Annotated in this window: 18 protein-coding genes and 1 pseudogene; 9 read left to right on the top strand and 10 right to left on the bottom strand. The window is 74.6% G+C overall.

Going from position 1 to position 22364, the window contains the following annotated elements:
* The first annotated feature begins 10 nt into the window (after positions 1-10).
* The 5 genes from AC4OR8_RS07475 to AC4OR8_RS07455 all read left to right on the top strand — a co-directional run bounded on the left by AC4OR8_RS07475 (position 11) and on the right by AC4OR8_RS07455 (position 5031).
* Positions 11-625 carry an alpha-ketoglutarate-dependent dioxygenase AlkB gene (locus AC4OR8_RS07475; protein ID WP_492164909.1) on the top strand — a complete coding sequence of 205 codons (615 nt, stop codon included), beginning with the start codon at positions 11-13 and terminating at the stop codon, positions 623-625.
* A gap of 82 nt (positions 626-707) precedes the next feature.
* The gene (gnd, locus tag AC4OR8_RS07470) at positions 708-2150 is read left to right on the top strand and encodes an NADP-dependent phosphogluconate dehydrogenase (RefSeq protein WP_492164908.1); all 1443 of its coding nucleotides are present in this window, start codon (positions 708-710) and stop codon (positions 2148-2150) included.
* Complete coding sequence (locus tag AC4OR8_RS07465) at positions 2147-3028, top strand: aldo/keto reductase (protein ID WP_492164907.1); 882 nt, start codon at positions 2147-2149, stop codon at positions 3026-3028. Before gnd ends, AC4OR8_RS07465 begins: the two co-directional genes overlap by 4 nt.
* An 82-nt stretch (positions 3029-3110) precedes the next feature.
* Positions 3111-3518: a LapA family protein gene (locus AC4OR8_RS07460; RefSeq protein ID WP_492164906.1), complete on the top strand. Its 408-nt coding sequence runs from the start codon at positions 3111-3113 to the stop codon at positions 3516-3518.
* A 181-nt stretch (positions 3519-3699) separates the two neighbouring features.
* Positions 3700-5031: an MFS transporter gene (locus tag AC4OR8_RS07455; protein WP_492164905.1), complete on the top strand. Its 1332-nt coding sequence runs from the start codon at positions 3700-3702 to the stop codon at positions 5029-5031.
* A 31-nt stretch (positions 5032-5062) separates the two neighbouring features.
* On the opposite strand, the gene AC4OR8_RS07450 is transcribed toward AC4OR8_RS07455, so the two are convergent.
* Both AC4OR8_RS07450 and AC4OR8_RS07445 read right to left on the bottom strand, forming a co-directional pair.
* A complete protein-coding gene (locus tag AC4OR8_RS07450) occupies positions 5063-7675 on the bottom strand; it encodes an ABC transporter permease (protein WP_492164904.1) in 2613 nt (870 codons plus the stop codon).
* Between the two features lies 1 nt (position 7676).
* Positions 7677-8462, bottom strand: a complete 786-nt coding sequence (locus tag AC4OR8_RS07445) for an ABC transporter ATP-binding protein (protein ID WP_492164903.1) — start codon at positions 8460-8462, stop codon at positions 7677-7679.
* Positions 8463-8692: 230 nt separating this feature from the next.
* Here AC4OR8_RS07445 and idi point away from each other — a divergent pair, with 230 nt between their 5' ends.
* From idi to AC4OR8_RS07425, 4 genes and pseudogenes are all read left to right on the top strand, one after another.
* A complete protein-coding gene (idi, locus tag AC4OR8_RS07440; protein ID WP_492164902.1) occupies positions 8693-9304 on the top strand; it encodes an isopentenyl-diphosphate Delta-isomerase in 612 nt (203 codons plus the stop codon).
* Positions 9301-10248, top strand: a pseudogene (locus AC4OR8_RS07435) (polyprenyl synthetase family protein); the annotation flags it as partial. The gene idi and the pseudogene AC4OR8_RS07435, both read left to right, overlap by 4 nt.
* A complete protein-coding gene (locus AC4OR8_RS07430) occupies positions 10242-11933 on the top strand; it encodes a phytoene desaturase family protein (protein WP_492165313.1) in 1692 nt (563 codons plus the stop codon). The pseudogene AC4OR8_RS07435 and the gene AC4OR8_RS07430, both read left to right, overlap by 7 nt.
* Positions 11930-13861, top strand: a complete 1932-nt coding sequence (locus tag AC4OR8_RS07425; protein WP_492164901.1) for a DUF5914 domain-containing protein — start codon at positions 11930-11932, stop codon at positions 13859-13861. The genes AC4OR8_RS07430 and AC4OR8_RS07425 overlap by 4 nt, the downstream gene beginning before the upstream one ends.
* Before the next feature lie 409 nt (positions 13862-14270).
* On the opposite strand, the gene AC4OR8_RS07420 is transcribed toward AC4OR8_RS07425, so the two are convergent.
* The 8 genes from AC4OR8_RS07420 to AC4OR8_RS07385 form a co-directional block, all read right to left on the bottom strand.
* Positions 14271-15908, bottom strand: a complete 1638-nt coding sequence (locus AC4OR8_RS07420) for an FAD-dependent oxidoreductase (protein WP_492164900.1) — start codon at positions 15906-15908, stop codon at positions 14271-14273.
* Position 15909: 1 nt separating this feature from the next.
* Positions 15910-16704, bottom strand: a complete 795-nt coding sequence (locus AC4OR8_RS07415; protein WP_492164899.1) for a class I SAM-dependent methyltransferase — start codon at positions 16702-16704, stop codon at positions 15910-15912.
* Positions 16701-17033 carry a lycopene cyclase domain-containing protein gene (locus AC4OR8_RS07410; protein ID WP_492164898.1) on the bottom strand — a complete coding sequence of 111 codons (333 nt, stop codon included), beginning with the start codon at positions 17031-17033 and terminating at the stop codon, positions 16701-16703. The genes AC4OR8_RS07415 and AC4OR8_RS07410 overlap by 4 nt, the downstream gene beginning before the upstream one ends.
* Positions 17033-17455: a lycopene cyclase domain-containing protein gene (locus tag AC4OR8_RS07405; RefSeq protein ID WP_492164897.1), complete on the bottom strand. Its 423-nt coding sequence runs from the start codon at positions 17453-17455 to the stop codon at positions 17033-17035. The genes AC4OR8_RS07410 and AC4OR8_RS07405 overlap by 1 nt, the downstream gene beginning before the upstream one ends.
* 137 nt (positions 17456-17592) lie before the next feature.
* Positions 17593-18360 (bottom strand): SRPBCC family protein, encoded by a 768-nt coding sequence (locus tag AC4OR8_RS07400; protein ID WP_492164896.1) that lies wholly within the window; start codon positions 18358-18360, stop codon positions 17593-17595.
* Complete coding sequence (locus tag AC4OR8_RS07395; protein ID WP_492164895.1) at positions 18357-19211, bottom strand: FAD binding domain-containing protein; 855 nt, start codon at positions 19209-19211, stop codon at positions 18357-18359. The genes AC4OR8_RS07400 and AC4OR8_RS07395 overlap by 4 nt, the downstream gene beginning before the upstream one ends.
* Complete coding sequence (locus AC4OR8_RS07390) at positions 19208-21739, bottom strand: xanthine dehydrogenase family protein molybdopterin-binding subunit (protein ID WP_492164894.1); 2532 nt, start codon at positions 21737-21739, stop codon at positions 19208-19210. The genes AC4OR8_RS07395 and AC4OR8_RS07390 overlap by 4 nt, the downstream gene beginning before the upstream one ends.
* The gene (locus tag AC4OR8_RS07385; protein ID WP_492164893.1) at positions 21736-22257 is read right to left on the bottom strand and encodes a (2Fe-2S)-binding protein; all 522 of its coding nucleotides are present in this window, start codon (positions 22255-22257) and stop codon (positions 21736-21738) included. The genes AC4OR8_RS07390 and AC4OR8_RS07385 overlap by 4 nt, the downstream gene beginning before the upstream one ends.
* Positions 22258-22364 lie beyond the last annotated feature (107 nt).

The following is a 22364-nucleotide window of genomic DNA, read 5'->3' as shown; positions in this document are numbered from 1 at the left end:
GCATCGGCGCATGGACTTCCAGTCGTCGCTGTTCGAGGCGCCGGCCACCGACGCCCTCGACCTGTCGGCGGTGCAGCGCCACCGGCTCGACCACGGTGCGTGGGTCGACGTGCACCGCAGCTGGCTGCCCGAGCCCGACGACGTGTTCGCCACCCTGGTCGGCGACGTGCCGTGGCGCGCCGAGCGGCGCCAGATGTACGACCGCCTCGTCGACGTGCCGCGCCTGCTGCACACCTACTTCGTGGGCGAGGCCCTGCCCCACCCCGGCCTCGAGGCCGCTCGCGACGCGCTGAGCGACCACTACCGCGACGAGCTGGGCGAGCCCTTCCGCACGGCGGGCTGCTGCTACTACCGCGACGGCCGCGACAGCGTCGCGTGGCACGGCGACACCATCGGGCGCGGCAGCACCCACGACACGATGGTGGCGATCGTGTCGCTCGGCGACCCCCGGCGCCTGCAGCTGCGCCCGCGCGGCGGCGGGCCGACGCTGACGTTCGAGACCGGCCACGGCGACCTGCTGGTGATGGGCGGCTCCTGCCAGCGCACCTGGGAGCACGCGGTGCCGAAGGTGGCCTGCGCCGGGCCCCGGGTCTCGGTGCAGTTCCGCCCGCTCAACGTGTTCTGAGCCCCGACCCGGGCCCGGTGACGGCGCGCCACTCACCCCTTTGCGGGGAACAGCGTCCCTCGAGGCGTGGTTGCGTAGTGCCATGGAGCCACGAGCCACGATCGGCCTGACCGGCCTCGCCGTCATGGGCCGCAACCTCGCCCGCAACATCGCCCGCCACGGCCACACGATCGCCGTGCACAACCGCAGCGCCGCCCGCACGACCGGGCTGATGGAGGAGTTCTCCGACGAGGGCGACTTCGTGCCGTCGGAGACCCTCGAGGACTTCGTCGCCTCCATCAGCCGCCCCCGCACGGTGCTGGTGATGGTGAAGGCCGGCGAGGCCACCGACGCCGTCATCGACGAGCTGGCCCCCCTGCTCGACGAGGGCGACATCGTCGTCGACGCGGGCAACGCCCACTTCGCCGACACCCTGCGCCGTCAGCACGCGCTGGAGGAGCTGGGCCTGCACTTCGTCGGCATGGGCGTCTCGGGCGGGGAGGAGGGCGCCCTCGCGGGGCCCTCGATCATGGTCGGCGGGTCCGACCACGCCTACGCCCACCTCGGGCCGGTGATGGAGTCGATCGCCGCCCAGGTCGACGGCACGCCGTGCTCCGCCCACGTCGGCCCCGACGGCGCCGGGCACTTCGTGAAGATGGTGCACAACGGCATCGAGTACGCCGACATGCAGCTGATCGCGGAGTCCTTCGACCTGCTGCGCAGCGTGGCGGGCCTCGAGCCCGCCGAGATCGCCGACGTCTTCGACGAGTGGAACCGCGGCGACCTCGAGTCGTTCCTCATCGAGATGACCGCCGACGTGCTGCGCCACACCGACGCCGCCACCGGCAAGCCGTTCGTCGACGTGGTGCTCGACCAGGCCGAGCAGAAGGGCACCGGACGCTGGACCGTGCAGAGCGCGCTCGACCTCGGCGTGCCGATCACCGGCATCGCCGAGGCCACCTTCGCGCGCAGCCTCTCGGGCCACGTCGCGCAGCGCGAGGCCGCCCGCGAGATGTTCTCCACCACCTCCGAGGCCCACAAGGTCGAGATCGACCGCGACGTGTTCGTCGACCAGGTGCGCGCCGCGCTCTACGCCTCCAAGGTCGTCGCCTACGCCCAGGGCTTCGACCAGATCGCCGCCGGCGCCGAGGCGCACGGCTGGGACGTCGACCTCGGGCAGGTGGCCACGATCTGGCGCGGCGGCTGCATCATCCGCGCGCAGTTCCTCGACCGCATCAAGGAGGCCTACAGCGACGAGCCCGACCTGACGACGCTGCTGACCACCCCGTACTTCGCCGAGGCCGTCACCCAGGGCGTCGACTCCTGGCGCGACGTGGTGGCCACCGCCGCGCAGGCCGGCGTGCCGACCCCTGCGTTCGCCTCGTCGCTGGCCTACTTCGACGGCCTGCGCCGCGGGCGCCTGCCCGCCGCGCTGATCCAGGGCCTGCGCGACAACTTCGGCGCCCACACCTACCAGCGGGTCGACCGCGAGGGCACCTTCCACACGACCTGGGCGGGCGACCGCTCCGAGCAGGAGATGACATGACCGACACGTCCAGCACCGAGACCACCAGCGCCCGTCCCTCGGGCACCTTCCGCATCGGCGGCGACCTCCCCGTCGTCCGTCTGGGCTACGGCACCATGCAGCTCACCGGCGAGGGCGTCTGGGGCCCGCCGAAGGACCACGACGGCGCCGTCGCCGTGCTGCGCCGCGCCGTCGAGCTCGGCACCACCTTCTTCGACACCGCCGACTCCTACGGCCCCGAGGTGGCCGAGGACCTGCTGCGCGAGGCGCTGCACCCGTACGCCGACGACGTGGTCATCGCCACCAAGGCCGGCCTCACCCGCACCGGTCCCGGCGAGTGGATCCCCGTGGGACGCCCGTCGTACCTGCGCCAGCAGTGCGAGCTGAGCCTGCGCCGCCTCGGCGTCGAGGCCATCGACCTGTTCCAGCTCCACCGCGTCGACCCCGACGTCCCCCTCGAGGAGCAGGTCGGCGTGCTCGCCGAGCTGCAGCAGGAGGGCAAGGTGCGCCACCTCGGCCTCTCCGAGGTCGACGTCACCCAGCTGCAGGCCGCCCAGCAGGTCGCGACCATCGCGACGGTGCAGAACCTCTACAACCTGGCCGACCGCAGCGCCGAGGACCTCCTCGAGCACTGCGAGCGCGCGGACATCGGCTTCATCCCGTGGTTCCCGCTGGCCACCGGCGCCCTGTCGCAGGAGGACGGCCCCCTGGCCGCCGCCGCGCAGGAGCACGACGCCACCCCGTCGCAGCTCGCGCTGGCGTGGCTGCTGCGCCGCTCGCCGGTGATGCTGCCGATCCCGGGTACCAAGAGCGTCGAGCACCTGGAGTCGAACACCGCCGCGGCCGGCATCGAGCTGACCGACGACGAGTTCGAGGCCCTGGCCCGCGCCACGGCCTGACCCGGGCCCCGCGCCACCGCCACACCAGCGACACCCACGGCCGCAGCGACGGCCACACCCACCGCGACACCGGAGGACCACCATGACGACAGGCCCGACCGACCCCACGCCCACCACGCACGGCACCGGCGACACGACCGGCACCGACGCACCCCGCGGCGAGGCGCTGCCCGTCGACGACCGGCGTCACCAGCCGGACGGCGGCACGTCGAAGAACCACGACCCGCTGCGCCGCTCCCGCACCAGCGGGCTGTGGGCGGGGCTGATCGCCCTGATCGTCGTGCTGGTGCTGATCATCATCTTCATCGTGCAGAACACCGAGACCGTGACCGTGGCGTTCCTGCCGTGGGAGGCGGAGGTGCCGCAGGCCGCGGCGCTGCTCATCGCGACCGTCGCCGGCATGCTGCTGGCCGGCATCATCGGCTCCATGCGCATCTTCCAGCTGCGCCACCGCGTCAAGCGCGAGGGCAAGGCCGAGAAGCGCCGCTGATCCCCGCGACCCGCACCCGCCGGCCCCGTCGTCCACCCCGGACGGCGGGGCCGGCGGCGTACGTGGGACTGCGCGTGGGACTGCGCGTGGGACTGCGGCCGGGACTGCGGCGCGGCGGGCACGGCGACGTCCGAATCCCGCGTGCGCGGCGTCGGTGGCGCCTGCGAGACTCAGGCACGAGATGAGCACCGCTTCCCCCGCGCCCCGGCCCGACCGCCCGACCCTCGCGTCCTTCTGGCACGACCTGCCGCGGGAGGGCCGGCTGCTGCTGTCGGTGGTGGTGCTGGAGTTCTTCGGCACCGGCCTGGTGCTGCCGTTCCAGGTGGTCTACCTCGTCGAGGTGCGCGGCTTCGCGCTCGCCGACGTCGGCCTGCTCCTGGCGCTGCCGCCGCTCGTGGGCTTCCTCGTGGTGGGCCCCGGTGGCGCCGCGATCGACCGGCTCGGCGCGCGGCGCATCCTGATGGCCTCGCTGCTGATGCTGGTGGCCGGGAACACGCTGCTGGCGTTCTCCTCCAGCCTGGCGGTGGCCGGCGTCGCCCTCACGCTCAACGGCGTGGCGTTCGGGGTCTCGTTCCCGGCCTCGCAGAGCTTCATCTCCGCGGTCGTCCCCGCCTCGGTGCGCCAGCGCTACTTCGGGCTCAACTTCACCCTGCTCAACCTCGGCATCGGGATCGGCGGCATCGTCGGCGGGGTCTTCGTCGACGTCGAGCGGGCGATCACCTTCCAGGTCATCTACCTCGCCGACGCCGCCAGCTACCTGCCCGCCCTGCTCGTGCTGGCCGTGCCGCTGCGCCACGTCGCCGGTCGCCCGGCCCACGACCCGGTGACCGCCGGTGAGTCCGTCGGCTACCTGGTGGTGCTGCGCCGCCCGGCCGTGGCGTCGGTGATGGCGCTGGGCTTCGTGTCGTCGTTCGTCGGCTACTCCCAGCTCAACACCGGCATGCCGGCGTTCGCCCGCGCCGTCGGCGAGGTCTCCACCCGCGGCCTCGGCTTCGCGTTCGCGGCCAACACGCTGGTCATCGTGGTCCTGCAGCTGGTGGTGCTCCAGCGCATCGAGGGCTACCGGCGCACCCGCGTGATCGCGGTGATGGGCGTGGTGTGGGCGCTGTCGTGGCTGCTGCTCGGCGGCACCGGCCTGGTGGCCGGCACCCTCGGCGCCACCCTGCTGGTGGCCGCCTGCGCCTCGGTGTTCGCCCTCGGCGAGACCCTCCTGCAGCCGACCATCCCGGCGCTGGTCAACGACCTGGCCCCCGACCACCTGCGGGGGCGCTACAACGCGCTGAGCTCGGCGTCGTTCCAGCTCGCCGCCGTGATCGCCCCGCCGGTGACGGGGTTCCTCATCGGTCACGACCTGAGCGAGGTCTACATCGCGATGCTGGTCGTGGGCTGCCTGCTCTGCTCGGCCCTGGCGGTGCTGCGCCTGGAGCCCCAGCTCGACCCCGCCACCAACGGTGTGCGCACCCCGGCTCCCGCCGCCGCCGGCACCGGCACCGCCGCCGGCACCGGCGACTGAGCCCGCCGCCACGACGCTCCGGGGCCCCGGCTCACTCCCGGGAGATCGCGCGCAGCACGTCGAGGCGGGCGGCCCGGCGCGCCGGCAGCACGGCGGCGAGCACACCCACCACCACGGCCGCGACCAGGAACAGCCCCAGCTGGCCCCAGGGCACGTCGATGACGTCGAGGCCCTCGTCGCGCAGCGAGCGCATCAGCGCCATCCCGAAGACCACCGACAGCACCACACCCAGCACCGCGCCGAGCACCGCGATCACCACCGACTCCAGCGTCACCATGGCGCGCAGCTGCGCCCGGCTCACCCCGATCGCGCGCAGCAGGCCCACCTCGCGGGTGCGCTCGAGGATCGACAGGGCCAGGGTGTTGACGATGCCGAGCACGGCGATGACCAGCGCCAGGCCGAGCAGCGCGAACACGATGCGCACCAGCTGGTCGATGGGCTCGCGCTGCTGCGCGGCGAACTCGTTCTGGTCGAGCACCGTGACCGTCGGCAGGTCGGCCACCACCGCCTCCAGGCGCTCCTGCACCCCGGCCGGGTCGCCGGCGTCGGAGCTGTCGGCGCCGTCGGCGCCGTCGCCGACCTCGACGGTCACCAGGTTGTCGGCCGCGGGGTAGCCGGCGTCCTCGAGCGTGGTCAGCGAGGTGAGCAGCGGGAACGGCACGAACGGCGTCGCCTCGTAGGTGCCGACGACCTCGAGGCGCCGCTCGCCCTCGGGGAAGGTGACCGCGACGTCGTCGCCGACGGCGAGGCCCTCCTCCTCGGCGTACTCGTCGGTCAGCAGCACCCGGTCGTCGCCGAGGTCGGCCAGCGAGCCGGTCAGCACGTCGAGCGACACCGCGCGCACGAGCACCTCCGGGTCGACGGCGCTGATGCCGGTGGTGCGATCCCCCACCCGCACCGGCGCGTAGCGCTGACGCACGACGGCGCTCACCCCCTCGACCTGCGCCATCTCGTCGGCCACGGCGGGGTTGATCGGGCGCTGCAGCGGACCGCTGACGACGTAGTCGCCGACGAACTGCTCGGCGATGGTCTCGTCGACCGTGGCGCTGGCCGAGGCGCCGACGATGGCCATCGTGCCGGCCAGCGCGAGGCCGATCATCAGCGCCGAGGCGGTGGCGGTGGTGCGCCGCGGGTTGCGCAGCGAGTTCTGCCCGGCGAGCCGGCCCACCGAGCCGAACACCCGCCCCAGCACCCGTGCGGCGAGCACCAGGAACGGCCGGCTCAGCACGGGGCTGGCGGCCGCCACGCCGAGCAGCACCGCCAGCACGCCCAGCCCGACCCACCACCCGACGTACGGGGGCACCACCAGCAGCCCGACGGCCAACGCGCCGCCGCCGAGCAGCACCAGCGCCAACCCGGCCTGCCAGCGGCGGCGCAGCGCCGACTCCGGCAGCGCCACGTCGTCGCGCAGCGCCTCCACGGGCGCCACCCGGGAGGCCCGGCGCGCCGGCAGCCAGGCCGCGGCGAGGGTCACCAGCACCCCGACGCCGAACGACGCCAGCACGGTGCGCGGCGCGAACACCAGGCCCGTGCCGGACAGGTCGATGCCGAACGACGCGAACACCTCGCGGATGCCGAGCGCCAGGGCGTAGCCCAGCGCCGTGCCGAGCGCGGAGCCGACCAGGCCCAGGAGCAGCGCCTCCACCAGCACCGATCGGGTCACCTGCCGACGCGACGCGCCCAGGGCCCGCAGCAGCGCCAGCTCGCGGCTGCGCTGGGCGACCAGCATCGAGAAGGTGTTGACGATGAGGAAGCTCCCGACGACGAGCGCGATGCCGGCGAAGATCAGCAGGAACGTGGTGAGGAAGCCCAGCGCCTCCAGCAGCCGGCTGGCCTGCTCCTCGGCCAGCACGTCGCCCTCCACCGCCTCCAGGCCCTCCACCGCCTCCAGGCCCTCCCCTGCCCCCGCGGCCGCGAGCCGCTCGGCCACCGCGGTGCGCAGCTCGGCCTGCGAGGTGCCGTCCGCGGCGGTGACCCACACCGAGGTGAACGCGTCGCGGCCGTCGAGGAAGAGGTCCTGGGCGGTGGCCAGGTCGAACAGTGCGAGGGTGGAGCCGTTGAGCGAGCCGCCGTCGACGTACGCCGTGAGCCCGACCAGGCGTGCGCGCAGCGTGGGGTCGCTGGAGGTGCTGAGGTTGAGCAGCACCTCGTCGCCCAGGGCGTAGCCCGCGCGCTCGGCCGTCACGTCGTCGAGGACCACCTCGCCGGCCTGCTCCGGCTCACGGCCCGCGGTGATCTCGAGCCCCTGCAGGCCCCCCGCCGCGGGCGCCTGCGACCACGCGCCGCCGAGGGCCGGCGGGCCCTGGCCGCCGACCAGCTTGCCGTCGCCGTCGATGACGTAGACCCCGCCGGCGCTGACCTGCCCGTCGACGCGCGCCGCTCCCGGCAGGTCGGCGAGCGCGTCGAGGGCCCCGGCCGGCACGGTGGGGGCGGTCGCGATGGTGGGATCGACGTCGAGGTCGCTGCGGGGCTGCACGACCACGTCGCCGACGCTGGAGGCGAAGCGTGCGGTGAAGCTCTTGCCGAGGGTGTCGGAGAGCACGAGGGTGCCGCAGACGAAGGCGACGCCCAGCACCACCGCGAACGCGCTCGAGAGCAGGCGCCACTTGCGGCCGAGCAGGCTGGCCAGGGTCGCGCGCCACACCTCAGCGGGCCCCGGGCCGGGGCGGCGGCGACACGTCGGAGACCCGGGTCATCACGGCCAGCACGGCGTCGCGGGTGGGCGCGCGCATCTCCTCCACCACCCGCCCGTCGGCGAGGAACACCACCCGGTCGGTCCAGGCGGCCGCGACGGGGTCGTGGGTGACCATCACGACGGTCTGGCCGTGCTGGGTGACGCTGCGGCGCAGCAGCTCGAGCACCTCCGCGCCCGAGCGGGAGTCGAGGTTGCCGGTGGGCTCGTCGGCGAAGACGATGCGCGGGCGGCTCACCAGCGCCCGGGCCACCGCGACGCGCTGCTGCTGGCCGCCCGACAGCTCGGAGGGCTTGTGGTGGAGGCGGCCGCGCAGCCCCACGGTCTCCACGACCTCGTCGAACCACGCCGGGTCGGGCCGGCGCCCGGCGATCGACAGGGGCAGCACGACGTTCTCCTGCGCAGTCAGCGTCGGTACCAGGTTGAAGGACTGGAAGACGAAGCCGATGTCGTCGCGACGCAGCCGGGTCAGCTCCTTGTCGCCGAGGCGCGACAGGTCGTGCTCCCCGACCACGACCGAGCCGCTGTCGGCGGTGTCGAGCGCCGCGCAGCAGTGCATCAGCGTCGACTTGCCCGAGCCGCTGGGGCCCATCACCGCGGTGAACTCCCCGGCCAGCAGGTCGAGGCTCACGTCGTCGAGGGCGCGCACGGCGGCCTCGCCGGTGCCGTAGACCTTGGTCAGGTGGCGCACGGTCGCCGCGGCCGCCCGCCCCGGCGCGACGGCGGGTGGGGTGGTCATGGGCCCACTGTGACCGACGCCGACAACCCGCGCCACGCGCCCCGACGTACGCACGGCGGACACGCGGCCGACACGTGGGGGAGCGCCAGGAGAGAGCAGCAGGACCCCGGGCGCACCATGACCACAAGGGTGTGAGCGGGTGGGGAACCGGGGGCTACCGTCGACCCAGCAGCCCGGGGTGGCCACCGCGACCCGCCGGCCGCCGCACACCCTGCCGAGAGGTCCCCACGATGGCACCACCTGCCCGTTCCGCCGCCGAGCACGACGCGGTGGTGCTCCTCGACGACGACGGCCGGCCCACCGGGCAGGCCCCGCGCCTGGCCGTGCACACCACCACGACGCCGCTGCACCTCGCGTTCTCGCTGCACCTGCTCGACCCCGACGGCCGCACGCTGGTGACCCGCCGCGCGCTCGGCAAGCAGGCGTGGCCCGGGGTGTGGACCAACTCCTGCTGCGGCCACCCGCGGCCCGGGGAGGCCGTCGCCGACGCCGTGCGCCGGCGCACGGCCGAGGAGCTCGGCGCCACCGTGCACGACGTGGTCACGGTGCTGCCCGACTTCCGCTACCGCGCCGTCGACGCCAGCGGCGTCGTGGAGCACGAGGTGTGCCCGGTGCACGTCACCGTCGTCGAGCCCGACCTCGCCCTCGACCCCGACCCGAGCGAGGTCGCCGAGCACGCCTGGATCCCGTGGGCCGACCTGCACGCCGCCGTCACCAGCGCCCCTGTCGCGTTCAGCCCGTGGCTGGTGCTGCAGGCCCGCGAGCTCGGCCCCGACCTCGCCGAGCAGGTGCTGGGCGACCGCGCCCCGAGCCTCGCCCACCCCGGCGGCGGGACCCGATGAGGTCGCTGTCGGTGGTGCCGGACACCGCGACCGCCGCCCCGTCGGCGACCGACACCCTCGCTGCCGTCGACGGCCTGCTCACCACGTGCATGGCGGCGCTGGCCCACGAGTGGCACGGCGCCAGCACCGCCGACGACGCCGTGCTCGGCGCCGACGACCTGCCCGAGCTGCTGGCCGACGTCGTCCTCGGCGCCGGCAAGCGCTTCCGCCCGCTGCTGGCCCACTGGGGTTGGGTCGCCGCCGGCGGCGCCGAGCGCGACCCGGGCCAGGTCGGCCACCCCGAGCTGGTGCGCCTCGGCGCGGCCCTCGAGCTCCTGCACGCCTTCGGGCTGGTGCAGGACGACGTGATGGACGGCTCGGCCACCCGGCGCGGCCGGCCCGCGGCCCACCTCGCCGCCCGCGAGCGCCACGTCGCCGCCGGCGGCCGCGACGACGCCGCGCGCTACGGCGAGAGCGTCGCGGTGCTGGTCGGCGACCTCGGCCACGCGGAGGCCGACGCGCTGGTGGCCGGGCTGGCGCCCGACGTACGACGCCTGTGGTGGCGCACCTGCGTGGAGCTGGTGCGCGGGCAGGCCCGTGACCTGTCCGGCGCCGCCGCCGGCCACGGCCCCGACGCGCTGGAGCGCGCCCTCGAGGTCGCCCGCGCCAAGTCGGGGGCCTACACGGTGCAGCGCCCGCTCGAGCTCGGTGCGACGCTCGCCGGGGCCGAGGCGTCGGCGCTGCGGGCGCTCAGCGGCTACGGCCACCTGCTCGGCGAGGCGTTCGCGCTGCGCGACGACCTGCTCGGGGTGTGGGGCGACCCCGCGGTGACCGGCAAGCCCGTCGCCGACGACCTGCGCGCCGGCAAGGCCACGGTGCTGCTGGCCCTGGCCGAGCAGCGCCTCGACGGTGCCGCCGCCCGCGCCCTGGCGCGGGTGCGCACCCACCAGCACGACGAATCCGATGTGACGACGCTCGAGGAGGCCATGGTGAGCACAGGAGTGCGAGACGAGATCGAGGTGCTGGTCGACCAGCGGGTGCGCGAGGCGGTCGACCGGCTCGACCCCACGGTGCTCAGCGCCGACGGCGTCGAGGGACTCACCGCCGTGGCCGGTCGCGTCGCGTGGAGGCAGCAGTGAGCAGCGTCGTCGTCATCGGCGGCGGCCTCGCGGGCCTCGCCACCGCCTGCCACCTCTCCGGCAGCGGCCACGAGGTCACCGTCGTGGAGCGCGAGCCCATCCCGGGCGGGCGCGCCGGGCGCATCCACCGCGACGGCTTCACCTTCGACACCGGCCCCACCGTGCTGACCATGCGCGGCCTGCTGGACGACGTGGTCTCCGCCGCCGGCGGCGACCTCGAGACCCTGCTGCCCATGCGCCGCCTCGACCCCGGCTACCGCGCGAGCTACTCCGACGGCAGCGAGATCCTGGTCAAGTACGGCCACGAGGCCATGCGCGAGGAGATCGCCGCGAAGAGCGGCGCCCACGACGCCCAGGCCTTCGACGGCTTCGTCGACTGGCTGCGCAAGCTCTACGACGTCGAGATGCCCCACTTCATCGACAAGAACTTCGACTCGCCGCTCGACCTGCTCGCCTCCCCCGGCGCGGCCGCGCGCCTCGTGGCGATGGGTGGCTTCGGCCGTCTCGGCCCGGCCGTGCGCCGCCGCTTCGACGACGACCGCCTGCAGCGGCTGTTCACCTTCCAGGCCATGTACGCCGGCCTGCCGCCCTCCAGCGCGCTGGCGCTCTACGCCGTGATCACCTACATGGACTGCATCGAGGGCGTCTGGTTCCCCGACGGCGGGATGAGCCAGGTGCCGGTGGCCCTGGCCCAGGCGGCCTCCGACGGCGGCGCCGAGCTGCGCTACGGCACGTCGGTGACACGACTGCTGCGCCGCGGCGACGGCGCCGTGGCCGGGGTGGAGGTCGACGGCGGCGAGCGGATCATGGCCGACGCCGTCGTGTGCACCCTCGACCTGCCGGTGGCCTACGCCCACCTGCTGCCCGACCTCAAGCCCCACCGCGCCGTGCGCAAGGGCAAGTACTCCCCCTCGGCCGTGGTCTGGCACGTCGGCGCGCGCGGTGCGCTGCCCGAGGGCGTGCACCACCACAACATCCACTTCGCCGACGCCTGGGACAGCTCCTTCGACGCGCTGATCAAGCGTGGCGAGCTGATGCCCGACCCGTCGCGGCTGGTCACCGTGCCGTCGATGAGCGACCCCAGCCTGGCCCCCGAGGGCGCCCACACCCTCTACGTGCTGGAGCCGGTGCCGAACCTCGACGGCGTCGTCGACTGGCGCAGCCACCGCGAGCCGATGCGCGAGTCGCTGCTGCGCTTCCTCGAGCGGGAGGGCTACCCCACCGACATCGTCGCCGAGGAGTTCGTCGACCCGCTCGACTGGGAGCGCATGGGCATGGAGCGCGGCACGCCGTTCGCACTGGCCCACACGTTCCCCCAGACCGGCCCGTTCCGCCCGCCGAACGTCGAGAAGCGCGTGCCGGGGCTGTTCTTCGCCGGCTCCGGGACGACGCCCGGCGTGGGCGTGCCGATGGTGCTGGTGTCGGGCCGGCTCGCCGCGGAGCGGGTGACCACCTACCTGCCCTCCCCGGCGCGCCCCGCGCGACCGGCGGCCGAGCGGGTGGGCCGATGACCGCGACCCTCCCCACCCCCACCGCACCCTCCGGCGAGCAGGAGCGCCAGGACCTGCTGCGCGAGGGCTACCGCCGCTGCGCCGAGCTCACCCGCCGCCACGGCACGACGTACTACTGGGGGGCGGCGATCCTGCCCGCCCCGCAGCGCCGCCACGTGCACGCCGTCTACGCGCTGTGCCGCCTCGCCGACGACATCGTCGACGACGCCGGCGCGACCCGCGGCGACCGGGTGCCGGCCACCACCGCCGCCCTCGAGACGTTCCGCCGGCGCTTCCAGGACGCCGTGGCCACCGGCACCAGCGACGACCCCGTGCTGGCCGCGGTGGCGCGCACCGTGATCGACACCCGCATCGACCCCGAGTGCTTCGACCGGTTCTTCGGCGCGATGGCCCAGGACCTGCACACCACGACGTACGACACGTGGGACGACCTGTGCGACTACATGGAGGGCTCCGCGGCCGTCATCGGCGAGATGATGCTGCCGGTGCTGCAGCCGACCAGCCCGGCGGCGTACGAGCCGGCGCGCCGGCTGGGGCTGGCCTTCCAGCTGACCAACTTCCTGCGCGACGTCGACGAGGACCTCGGGCGCGGCCGCGTCTACCTGCCGCAGGAGGACCTGCAGCGCTTCGGCGCCGACCCCGCGGTGCGCGCGGTGACCCCCGAGTGGCGCGAGCTGATGCGCTTCGAGGTCGCCCGCAACCGCGAGCTCTACCGCGAGGCCGACGCCGGCCTGCCGCACCTGCCCGGCGCCTCGGAGCGCTGCGTGCGCACCGCCCGGGTGCTCTACTCCGGCATCCTCGACCGCATCGAGGCCGCCGACTACGACGTGTTCACCTCCCGCGTGCGGGTGCCGACCTGGCGCAAGGCCACCGTCGCCGCCCGGGCGTTCGGCAGCCGCGGGCCCGGCGCGACACCGGTCGCCCCCGCCCCGGAGGCCCGCACGTCGCCCGCGCCGGTGCGGCCGCGGGTGCCGCTGGAGCTGCGGCCGATGCCGCGGCGCACCGAGCTCACGCCGTCGTGGAGCGAGGCCAAGCCCGCCCGCATCCGCCGCTCGCTCGAGGCCGCCCTGGCCGCCGACCCGGGCGGCTGGTACTGCGTGGGCGCGAGCAGCGACCTCGGCGAGCGCTCGCTGACCCGCAGCGTCGGTGGGCGCGAGGTGGTGCTGTGGCGCACGTCGACCGGGGTGGCGGCCGGCCCCGGCTCGTGCCCCCACCTCGGCGCGCTGCTCACCGACTGCGAGGTGATGGGTGACGCGGTCGTGTGCCGGTGGCACGGCCTGTCCCTGCCCCCCGGCGGCGCCGCCGGCTGGACGCCGTACGCGGCGCTCGACGACGGCGTGCTGCTGTGGGTGTGCATCCCCACCCAGGGCGAGGTCACCGCGCCCGCCCCCGCGATCACCCGCCGCCCCGACCCCGCCGCCTCGGTGGCGGCGGTCGTCGAGGTGGCCGGCACCTGCGAGCCGCGCGACATCCTCGCCAACCGGCTCGACCCCTGGCACGGCTCCTGGTTCCACCCCTACGCGTTCAGCCACCTCAGCGTCGACGAGTCGGCCACCACCGACGAGCTGCTCACCGTCGACGTCACCTTCCGGGTCTCGCGCACGTGGGGCGTGCCGGTGCGCGCGGAGTTTGCCTGCCCCGACGCCCGCACGATCGTGATGACGATCGTCGACGGCGAGGGCACCGGCAGCGTGGTGGAGACCCACGCCACCCCGCTCGGGCACGACGCCGCCGGCAACCCGCGCACGATGATGGTGGAGGCCACGGTCGCCACCTCCGACCGCGCCGGCTTCGCCGTCGCCCGCCACCTCGCCCCCCTCCTGCGCCCGGCCATGCGGTCCACCGCCCGCCGCCTCTGGGTCGACGACATGGTCTACGCCGAGCGCTCCTACCAGCTCCGCTCCCGCGGGGAGTCGTACGGCGTCTGACGGAGGGGCCGCGCCGCCTCCTCGGTGGTCGAGTGCCGAGGAGCGCCAGCGACGAGGTGTATCGAGACCACGCCAACGGCCGCTGGGACCCGGCCACGGCCGGTACCAGCGCGGGCTGCGGAGGTTTCGACACGGGCGCTAGCGCGCCCTGCTCAACCAACGAACGGGGTCGCGCGCGCGCCCAGCCGCCCAAACGAACGGGGCACGCGCTGCGCGCCCTACCGACCGAAGAACGGGCGCCTCTCGGTGGTCGAGTGCCGAGGAGCGCCAGCGACGAGGTGTATCGAGACCACGCCACCTGTCCGCTGGGACTGGCGCACGGCGAGTCCCAACGCGGGCTGCGGGGGTTCGACACGGGCGCTGCGCGCCCTGCCGACCGACGAACGGGGTCAGGCGCTGCGCGTGCCCGCTAGCGGCGGACCTTGGCCAGGCCGCGGCGGAGGGTGGGGACGACGCGGTGGCGGGGGGTGACGGGGACGCTCCAGACGCCGTGGCCGGCGACGTCCCAGCCGGCGAGGAGGGCGTCGGCGGCCTGCCAGCCGGTGGTGGCGGCGCGCTCCATGAGCGCCACCGGCAGCGCGCACCGCACGCCGTCGCCGGCGAGCACGACGCGCGGGTCGGGGGTGACCACGCCGGGGCGCTCGGCCCAGGGGTCGGTGCCGACCATGGGGCAGTCGCGGCGCACCAGCCACTCCTCGTGCAGCACGGCGGCGCCGTCCAGCTCGGGGTGGATCCGCGCGAGCTCGGCGCGCAGCTGCGCCCGCAGCGCGTCGTCGTCGGGGCCGTCGGGCGCGTCGGGCACGGCGTAGGCGTGCAGCTCCACGACCGACCCGCCGTGGCGCCGGCTCCAGCGGGCGGCGCCGTCCTCGAACAGCTCGAGCACGGAGACGTTGTCGAGGGGGCCGTAGCCGCTGGTGGCCAGGAACGGCGAGCTGCCGGGATCCACCTGCCGGTCGAACCAGAGCCGCCACACCGCGAAGCGGGGCGCCGCGGCCTGCCCGGCCAGCGCCGTGCGCCAGCGCTCGTCGCCGAGCCACGGCGCGGAGCCGACGAGACGCTGCAGCGGCGCGCGGTCGGTGGCGAGCACCACCGCGTCGGCCACGACCTCGCCCGGCGACGTCCCGCCGACCTCGACGACCAGAGGTCCGCCGGAGCCGCCGGGGCCGCCGTCGGCGAGGTGCAGCGCCTCGGCGGGCGCGGAGGTGCGCACCTCCACCCCGCGGGTGTGCAGGTAGGCCCCCAGGGGCGCCCACAGCGAGGTGTCGTAGTCGTCGACGGGCACGTCGAAGAGCAGTCCCTCGGAGGAGCCGAGGAAGTAGGCATGGAACATCGCCACCAGCTCGCCACCGGAGAAGTCACGGGGGTCGGCGAAGAAGCTGCGGGCGAACACCTCGAGGGCGAGGTGACGCGCGTCGTGGGGGAAGCGCAGGCGGTCGAGCACCTCGGCGGCGCTGGTGCCGTCGTGGTCGGTGAAGGTGCGCGGGAAGGCGACGTCGAGCAGGCCCATCGCGGCGTCGACGTCCACGGCGGCGAGGTCGCGCAGCCGGAAGCTCGGGGAGCGCGCCACGAACGCCATGATGTTCAGCGGCGGGGTGCGGGGGATGTCGGTGAAGGAGTCGGTGGGGCCGCCGGCGAGGCTGAGCGGGTAGTCCTGCACCGCCCGGAGCCGGTCGAGGGTGGGGTCGGTGCGGCGCAGCAGCGCCCGCAGGTTGTAGTACTGGCGGAAGAAGGCGTGGAAGCCGCGGCTCATCGTGGCGGCGCCCCCGTCGGCCTCGGTGGGCCAGGCGGCCACCCGCCCGCCGAGCTGCGCACCGGCCTCGAGCACGGTGACCCGCACGCCGCGCTCGGCGAGCCCGGTGGCGGCGGCCAGGCCGGCGACCCCGCCGCCGACGACCACCACGTGGTGGCGCCCGCCGTCGTCGTCGCGGCCGGCCGCGACCGGCGGGTGCCACACCGCACGCCGGTCGGCGCCGGGGCGCCAGCCGCCGGGGTCGCCGGGCGCGCTCGCGCCGGACGTCGGGCGGGCCGAGGAGCCCCCGAGGCGCACCTCAGCCGCCGAACGCGGCGGGACGCCGGGCCAGGAACGTGTGCAGCACGTCGCGCTGCCAGCCCCCGAAGGTGCGGCTGCGCACCCGGTCGAAGCCGCCGGCGACGAGGCGGCTGCGCAGCTCCTCGGCGCCGTCGAAGTCGAGCACGCTGCGCCACAGGTAGCGGTAGATGCCGCTGCGGGGGGCGGTGAGCAGCCCCAGCGGCACCACCACGCCCCAGCACACGACGTCCCACTTGGCCCGGCCCGCGCGGCTCTCCTTCACGCTGTACTCGTGCACGACGAGCGCACCGTCGGGCACCAGCAGGTCGCGCACCTGCGCGACGAGGCGGTCGCGGGCCTCCACGTTGCGGAAGAGGTACGCCGCGAACACGCCGTCGTACGGCAGGCGGTCGCCGCCCAGCGAGGCCGGGGTGAGGGTCTCTGCGTTGCCCTGCACGAAGCGGACCACGCCCCGCCACGGCTTGCGGCGGGCCTGGGCGAGCATGCCGGCCGACCCGTCGACACCGACCAGCTCGTAGTCGAGGTCGGCGTCGCGCAGCGCGGCCTCCAGCGCGGCCGTGCTGGCGCCCGAGCCGCAGCCGAGGTCGGCCACCCGCACCGGCCGGCCCGCGGGACGCGGCAGCGAGGCCACCAGCACGTCGGCGGAGGCGCGCAGGTGGGCGTGGTAGCCGGGGTTGAGCGCGACCATCAGGTCGTAGGTCGAGGCGACCCCGTCGAAGGCCGTCGGCACGGCGTCCACGTCGACGTCCACCGCGGGCGCGGTGGTCTCGGCGGGGCGGGTCGTGGTGGTCACGCGGTCTCCTGAGGGGTGCGGTGACGCTCGCGGTCACCGAGGCGGATCCAGACGAGCATGGCCAGGGTGACCATGCCGAAGCCGAAGGCGAAGTCCTCGACCGGGATGTCCCACGGCACCCGGACCCCGGTCATCTCCGCCTCCTCGTACAGCACGATCGGGTCGGAGAGCTTGGTGAGCCAGCCGTCGACCGGCACCTGGAAGCCCAGGACGATCGCCATCGAGAGCCAGTACTGCCAGCGGCGGAAGATCCCGGTGCGCAGCCACAGCACCTCGAGCAGCACCACGACCACCACCGACGCCACGGCCGGCACGGTGTAGAGCAGCATCAGGCGGCCCCGCCCGCGTGGGCGTCGACCGGGGCGGCACGGCGGTCGTCGCCGCCGGCGCGCACGACCCGCAGCGCCTCGCGCAGCCCGGCCCCGTCGCGCAGCGCGCGCCAGCCCGCCAGCGAGTTGCCCACGGCCTCGTAGGTCAGCAGGGCGCAGATCGGGATGACCACGAAGAACGCCAGCTCCTCCACGGGCATGGCGAAGGGCAGCAGGACGCCGGTCGTGTAGCGCTCGCTGTAGTCCCACATGCCGCTCTCGATGGCGAGCACGTCCCAGACCGAGTAGACGACCACGACCGGCAGCAGCGTCACCAGCAGCCGCAGCGGACGGCGCCACACGCGCGCGCCGAGCACGACCTCGAGGGGCAGGGTGATCAGCAGGCAGCCGCCGAGCAGCAGCAGGTACTGGTACTGGTCCACGCGCTCCCCTGGTCAGCTGCGGGGCCGGCTGCGGCCCCCTCGCGGTGACTCTAGATCAGGGGCGGGAGCGGCATCTCCCCCCGACGGCCAGAGTCACCACCGGCCGGGTCACCGCCCGGCCGGTCACCGCGCCCGGGTCACCGGCGGCCCAGCAGCCACCGCAGCACGAGCAGGACCGCGACGGCGCCGAGCAGCGGCCCGGCGTACGCCCGGGCGAGCACCGGGACCACGGCTGCGCCCAGGTCGAGCGCGTCGTCCTGGGGCGGCGCCGGACGGGACGCCGCAGCAGGCGCCGGGGGCGCCGGGGCTGCGGGCGGGGGCGCCATCCCCGTGGCCGCGGCCGCGGCGTCGCCGATCGGTGCGTCGCCGCCCGGCGGCGCGGGGGCCGCGGCGACCGCCTGGTCGGCGGCCGTCGGCTCCCCGGCGGCGGGGTCGGTGGCGGGGTCGGTGGCGGGTCCGCTGAGCCGCTGCTCGAGGCAGGCGACGAACTGCCCGAGCAGCTTGTCGGAGACGTCCTGCATGACCCCGCGGCCGAACTGCGCCGGCTTGCCGGTGACGGCGAGGTCGGTCAGCACCTCCACGTCGGTGGCGCTGCCGGCCGGGGTCATCGACAGGGTCACCTTGGCGCCCGCCGTGCCGTTGCCGCGCTTGTCCTTCCCCTTGGCGTCGACGACGAAGCGGTGGGCGGTCTCGTCCTTCTCCACGAAGGTGCCGGAGCCGGTGTAGACCAGGGCGATGGGTCCGAGCTTGACCTTGCACGACCCGGTGAAGGTGGTGGCCTCCACCGAGGTGACGGTGGCGCCCGGGAAGCACTCGGCCAGGCCCTGGATGTCCTGGAAGTGCGCCCAGGTCTCCTCCACGCCGGTCGGCACGGTGAAGCGGTGGGTGAGGTCCACCGGCGTCACGCCCCCGCAGCCGTGAGCACCGCGCGGCGCGTCAGCACCACCGCGAGGTGGCTGCGGTAGGCGGAGTCGCCGTTGAGGTCCGACGGCGGCGCCGTGCCCTCGGTGGCGAGCGCGGACGCCGTGCGCACGACCTCCTCGGTGAGCGGCTGGCCGCGCAGCGCGTCCTCCACCGCCCGGGCACGCAGCGGCGTGGAGCCCATGTTGGTCAGCCCGATGCGCACGTCGGCGATGGTGTCGCCCTCGGTGCGCACGGTCGCGGCGACCGCCACGATCGGCCACTGGTGGGCCACCCGCACGAACTTCTCGTAGTGCGCGCCCCACCCGGTGTGCTTCGGCACCCGCACGGCGGTGAGGATCTCGTCCTCGCCGACGGCGGTCTCGAACAGGTCGACGAAGAACTCGTCGGCCGGCACGGTGCGCGACCCGCCCGGACCCTGGATGACGAACTGCGAGCCGAGGGCGAGCGCCGGGGCGCCCAGGTCGCCGGCGGGGTCGGCGTGCGCCAGCGCCCCGCCGAACGTGCCGCGGTGGCGGATCTGGTGGTCGGCGAGGTGCTCGACGGCGCGGTGGACGAGCAGCGCGTGCTCGGCCACCAGCGGGTCGTGCTCCACGTCGGCGTGCCGGGTCATCGCGCCGATCACCAGCGCGTCGCCCTCGTCCCGGATGCCCTGCAGCGACGGGATCCGGTTGAGGTCGATGACCATCTCCGGGGCGTTGAGCCGCATCCGCAGCACCGGCAGCAGGCTCTGCCCGCCGGCCAGGATCTTCGCCTCGTCGCCGTGTGCCACCAGCGCGCTGACGGCCTCCTCCACGGTGGTGGGGGCCAGGTAGTCGAACTGTGCGGGGATCATGCGTCCGCTCCTCCGGTCGTGCGGTCGACGGTGCCTTCCATGCCGGTAGAGGCGTCGAAGTGCGGCGCGGCCGCCCCGACGGTCTCGGCGTGCTGTCCGCCTCGCGAGGCCCTGCCCTCGGCCTCGGCGATCGCCTTCCAGACCCGCTCCGGCGTGCACGGCATGCGTACGTCGGTGACGCCCAGCGGGCGCAGGGCGTCGACGACGGCGTTGACCACCGCCGGGGTGGAGGCGATCGTGCCGGCCTCCCCCACGCCCTTGGTGCCGAGGGTGTTGGTGGTCGCCGGGGAGGTCGTGTGGTCGAGGTCGAAGCTGATCGTGTCGGCGGCCGTGGGCAGCAGGTAGTCGACGAACGAGCCGGTCACCAGCGTGCCGGCGTCGTCGTACACCGCCTCCTCCCACAGGGCCTGCGCGATGCCCTGCACCAGCCCGCCGTGCAGCTGGCCCTCGACGATCAGCGGGTTGATGATCGTGCCGATGTCGTCGCACGCGGAGTACTTGCGCATCGTGATCTGACCGGTCTCGGTGTCGACCTCCACCGCGCACAGGTGGGTGCCGTGGGGGTAGTTGAAGTTGACCGGGTCGAAGGTGGCGTCGGAGTCGAGCGACGGCTCCACGCCGTCGGGCAGGTCGTGGGCCGCGAACGTCGCCATCGCCACCTCGGCCATCGCCACGCCCTGGTCGGTGCCGCGCACGCTGAAGCGGCCGCCGGAGAAGTCGAGGTCGTCGACGGAGGCCTCCAGCATGTGGGCGGCGATGACCTTGGCCTTCTCGATCACCTTGTCGGCTGCCTTCACGATCGCCTCGCCCCCCACCACCAAGGAGCGGGAGCCGTAGGTGTCCATGCCCTTGTGCGCGACCTGGGTGTCGCCGTGCAGCACCTCGACGTCCTCGAAGGCGACGCCGAGCCGGTCGGCCACGATCTGGCTGAACGCCGTCTCGTGGCCCTGCCCGTGCCCGGAGACGCCGGTGAGCAGCTCGACCTTGCCCGTCGGCAGCATCCGCACGCTGGCGTGCTCCCAGCCGCCGGCGCCGTAGTCGAGCGAGCCCAGGACGCGCGAGGGCGCCAGGCCGCACATCTCGGTGAACGTCGAGACGCCGATGCCGAGCTGCACGGGGTCGCCGGCGTCGCGGCGGCGCTGCTGCTCGGCGCGCAGCTCGTCGTACCCGAACATCTCCTTGGCCCGCTCGGTGGCGGCCTCGTAGTTGCCGGAGTCGTACTCGAGCCCGGCCACCGTGGTGAACGGGAACTCCTCCGCGGTGATCCAGTTCTTCTCCCGCACCACCAGCGGGTCGACGCCCAGCTCGGCGGCGAGCTCGTCCATCATCCGCTCGATGCCGAAGGTGGCCTCGGGCCGTCCCGCGCCGCGGTAGGCGTCGGTCCAGGTCTTGTTGGTCAGCACGGTCTGGCAGGCGAACCGGTAGGCCGGGAACTTGTAGATGGCGTTGAACATGAACGCCCCCAGCACCGGCACCCCGCCGCCGATCAGCGACACGTGGGAGCCGAGGTCGGCGAGGAGCTCGACCTTGAGGCCGGTGACGCTGCCGTCCTTCTCGGCGGCCAGCGTCAGCTTCTGCCACTGGTCGCGGCCGTGGTGGGCCGCCATCAGCGACTCCGAGCGGGTCTCGGTGTACTTCACCGGCTTGCCCAGGCGGCGCGCCAGCAGGAAGGTGATGAACTCCTCCGGGGTGGTCTGCAGCTTGCCGCCGAAGCCGCCGCCGACGTCGGGCGCGATCACCCGGATCTTCGACTCCGAGACGCCGGTGACCGCGGCGAGCAGGAACTTCAGCACGTGCGGGATCTGCGTGGCCGACCACATGGTGATCTGCTCACCGGTCGGGTCGACGACGGTGGAGCGGGGCTCCATGAACGCCGGGATCAGCCGCTGCTGGCGGAACTCGCGCTCCACGACCACGCCGTCGGTGCGGGCCGCCGCGATCGCGGCCTCCACGTCGCCGCCGGTGCCGGCCTCGCCGGAGTCGAAGACCCAGAACGCCGACTTGTTGGTGCCGAGCTCGGGGTGGGCCAGCGCGCCGCCGTTCTCGGGGGTCGCCTCCGCGGCCGCCTTCAGCTCGAGCGCTGCGGGCAGCTCGTCGTAGTCGACATCGACCAGCTCGGCGGCGTCGCGGGCCTCCGCGGCACTGCGGGCCACCACGACGGCCACGACCTCGCCGGCGAAGACCACCCGGTCGACCGCGATCGGGGGGTGCACGGGCGTCACCTGGTCGGGGGTGATCGGCCAGGCGTTCGGCAGGCCGCCCTGCTCCTCGGCCACCTCGGCGCCGGTGATCACGCTGACGACGTTCGGGGCCTGCTTGGCCTCGCTGGTGTCGATGCGGGTGATGGTGGCGTGGGCGAAGGGGCTGCGCACCATGGCGACGTGCACCATGCCGGGCAGCACGATGTTGTCGGTCCAGCGGGTGCGGCCCGTGATCAGCCGCTGGTCCTCCTTGCGGCGCCGGTCGCGGCCGATCTCCTTGGCCGGGTCGGGCGCGGCCTGGGTCAGCTCGTCCTCGGTGAGCGTCACTGGGCACCTCCCGCGGGCTGGGCCACGGTGGTGCCGGCGGCGGCTGCGTCCTGGGCGTTCTGGGCAGCAGCGGCGTGCTGCACCGACTTCACGATGTTGTGGTAGCCCGTGCAGCGGCACAGGTTGCCCTCGAGACCCACGCGGATCTGCTCCTCGGTGGGGTCGGGGTTGCCCGCCAGGAGGTCGACGCTCTGCATGATCATCCCGGGCGTGCAGAAGCCGCACTGGAGGCCGTGGCACTCGCGGAACGCCTCCTGCACCGGGTGCAGCTCGCCGTCCTTCGCCAGGCCCTCGATGGTGGTGACCTCCGAGCCGTCGGCCTGCACCGCGAGCACGTTGCAGGACTTCACGCTGGTGCCGTCGAGGTGGATCGTGCAGGCGCCGCAGTTGCTGGTGTCGCAGCCGATGACGGTGCCGGTCTTGCCGAGACGCTCGCGCAGGTACTGCACGAGCAGCATCCGCGGCTCGACGTCGTCGACGACCCGGTCGCCGTCGACGGTGAGGTTGATCCGGGTCATGGACTCTCCCTGGGGTGGTGTGGTCCAGGTCACGCTAGGACCCCGGGGTTGGTGCCGGGTTGGTGCCGGGTTGGTGCCGCCCCTCCCCCGCCCCGGGCCGTCGTTGG

It is taken from the genome of Nocardioides sp. FY1077, assembly GCF_058681775.1.
Note: the sequence above shows the minus strand (reverse complement) of the source record. Positions and strands in the feature narration are given on the sequence as shown.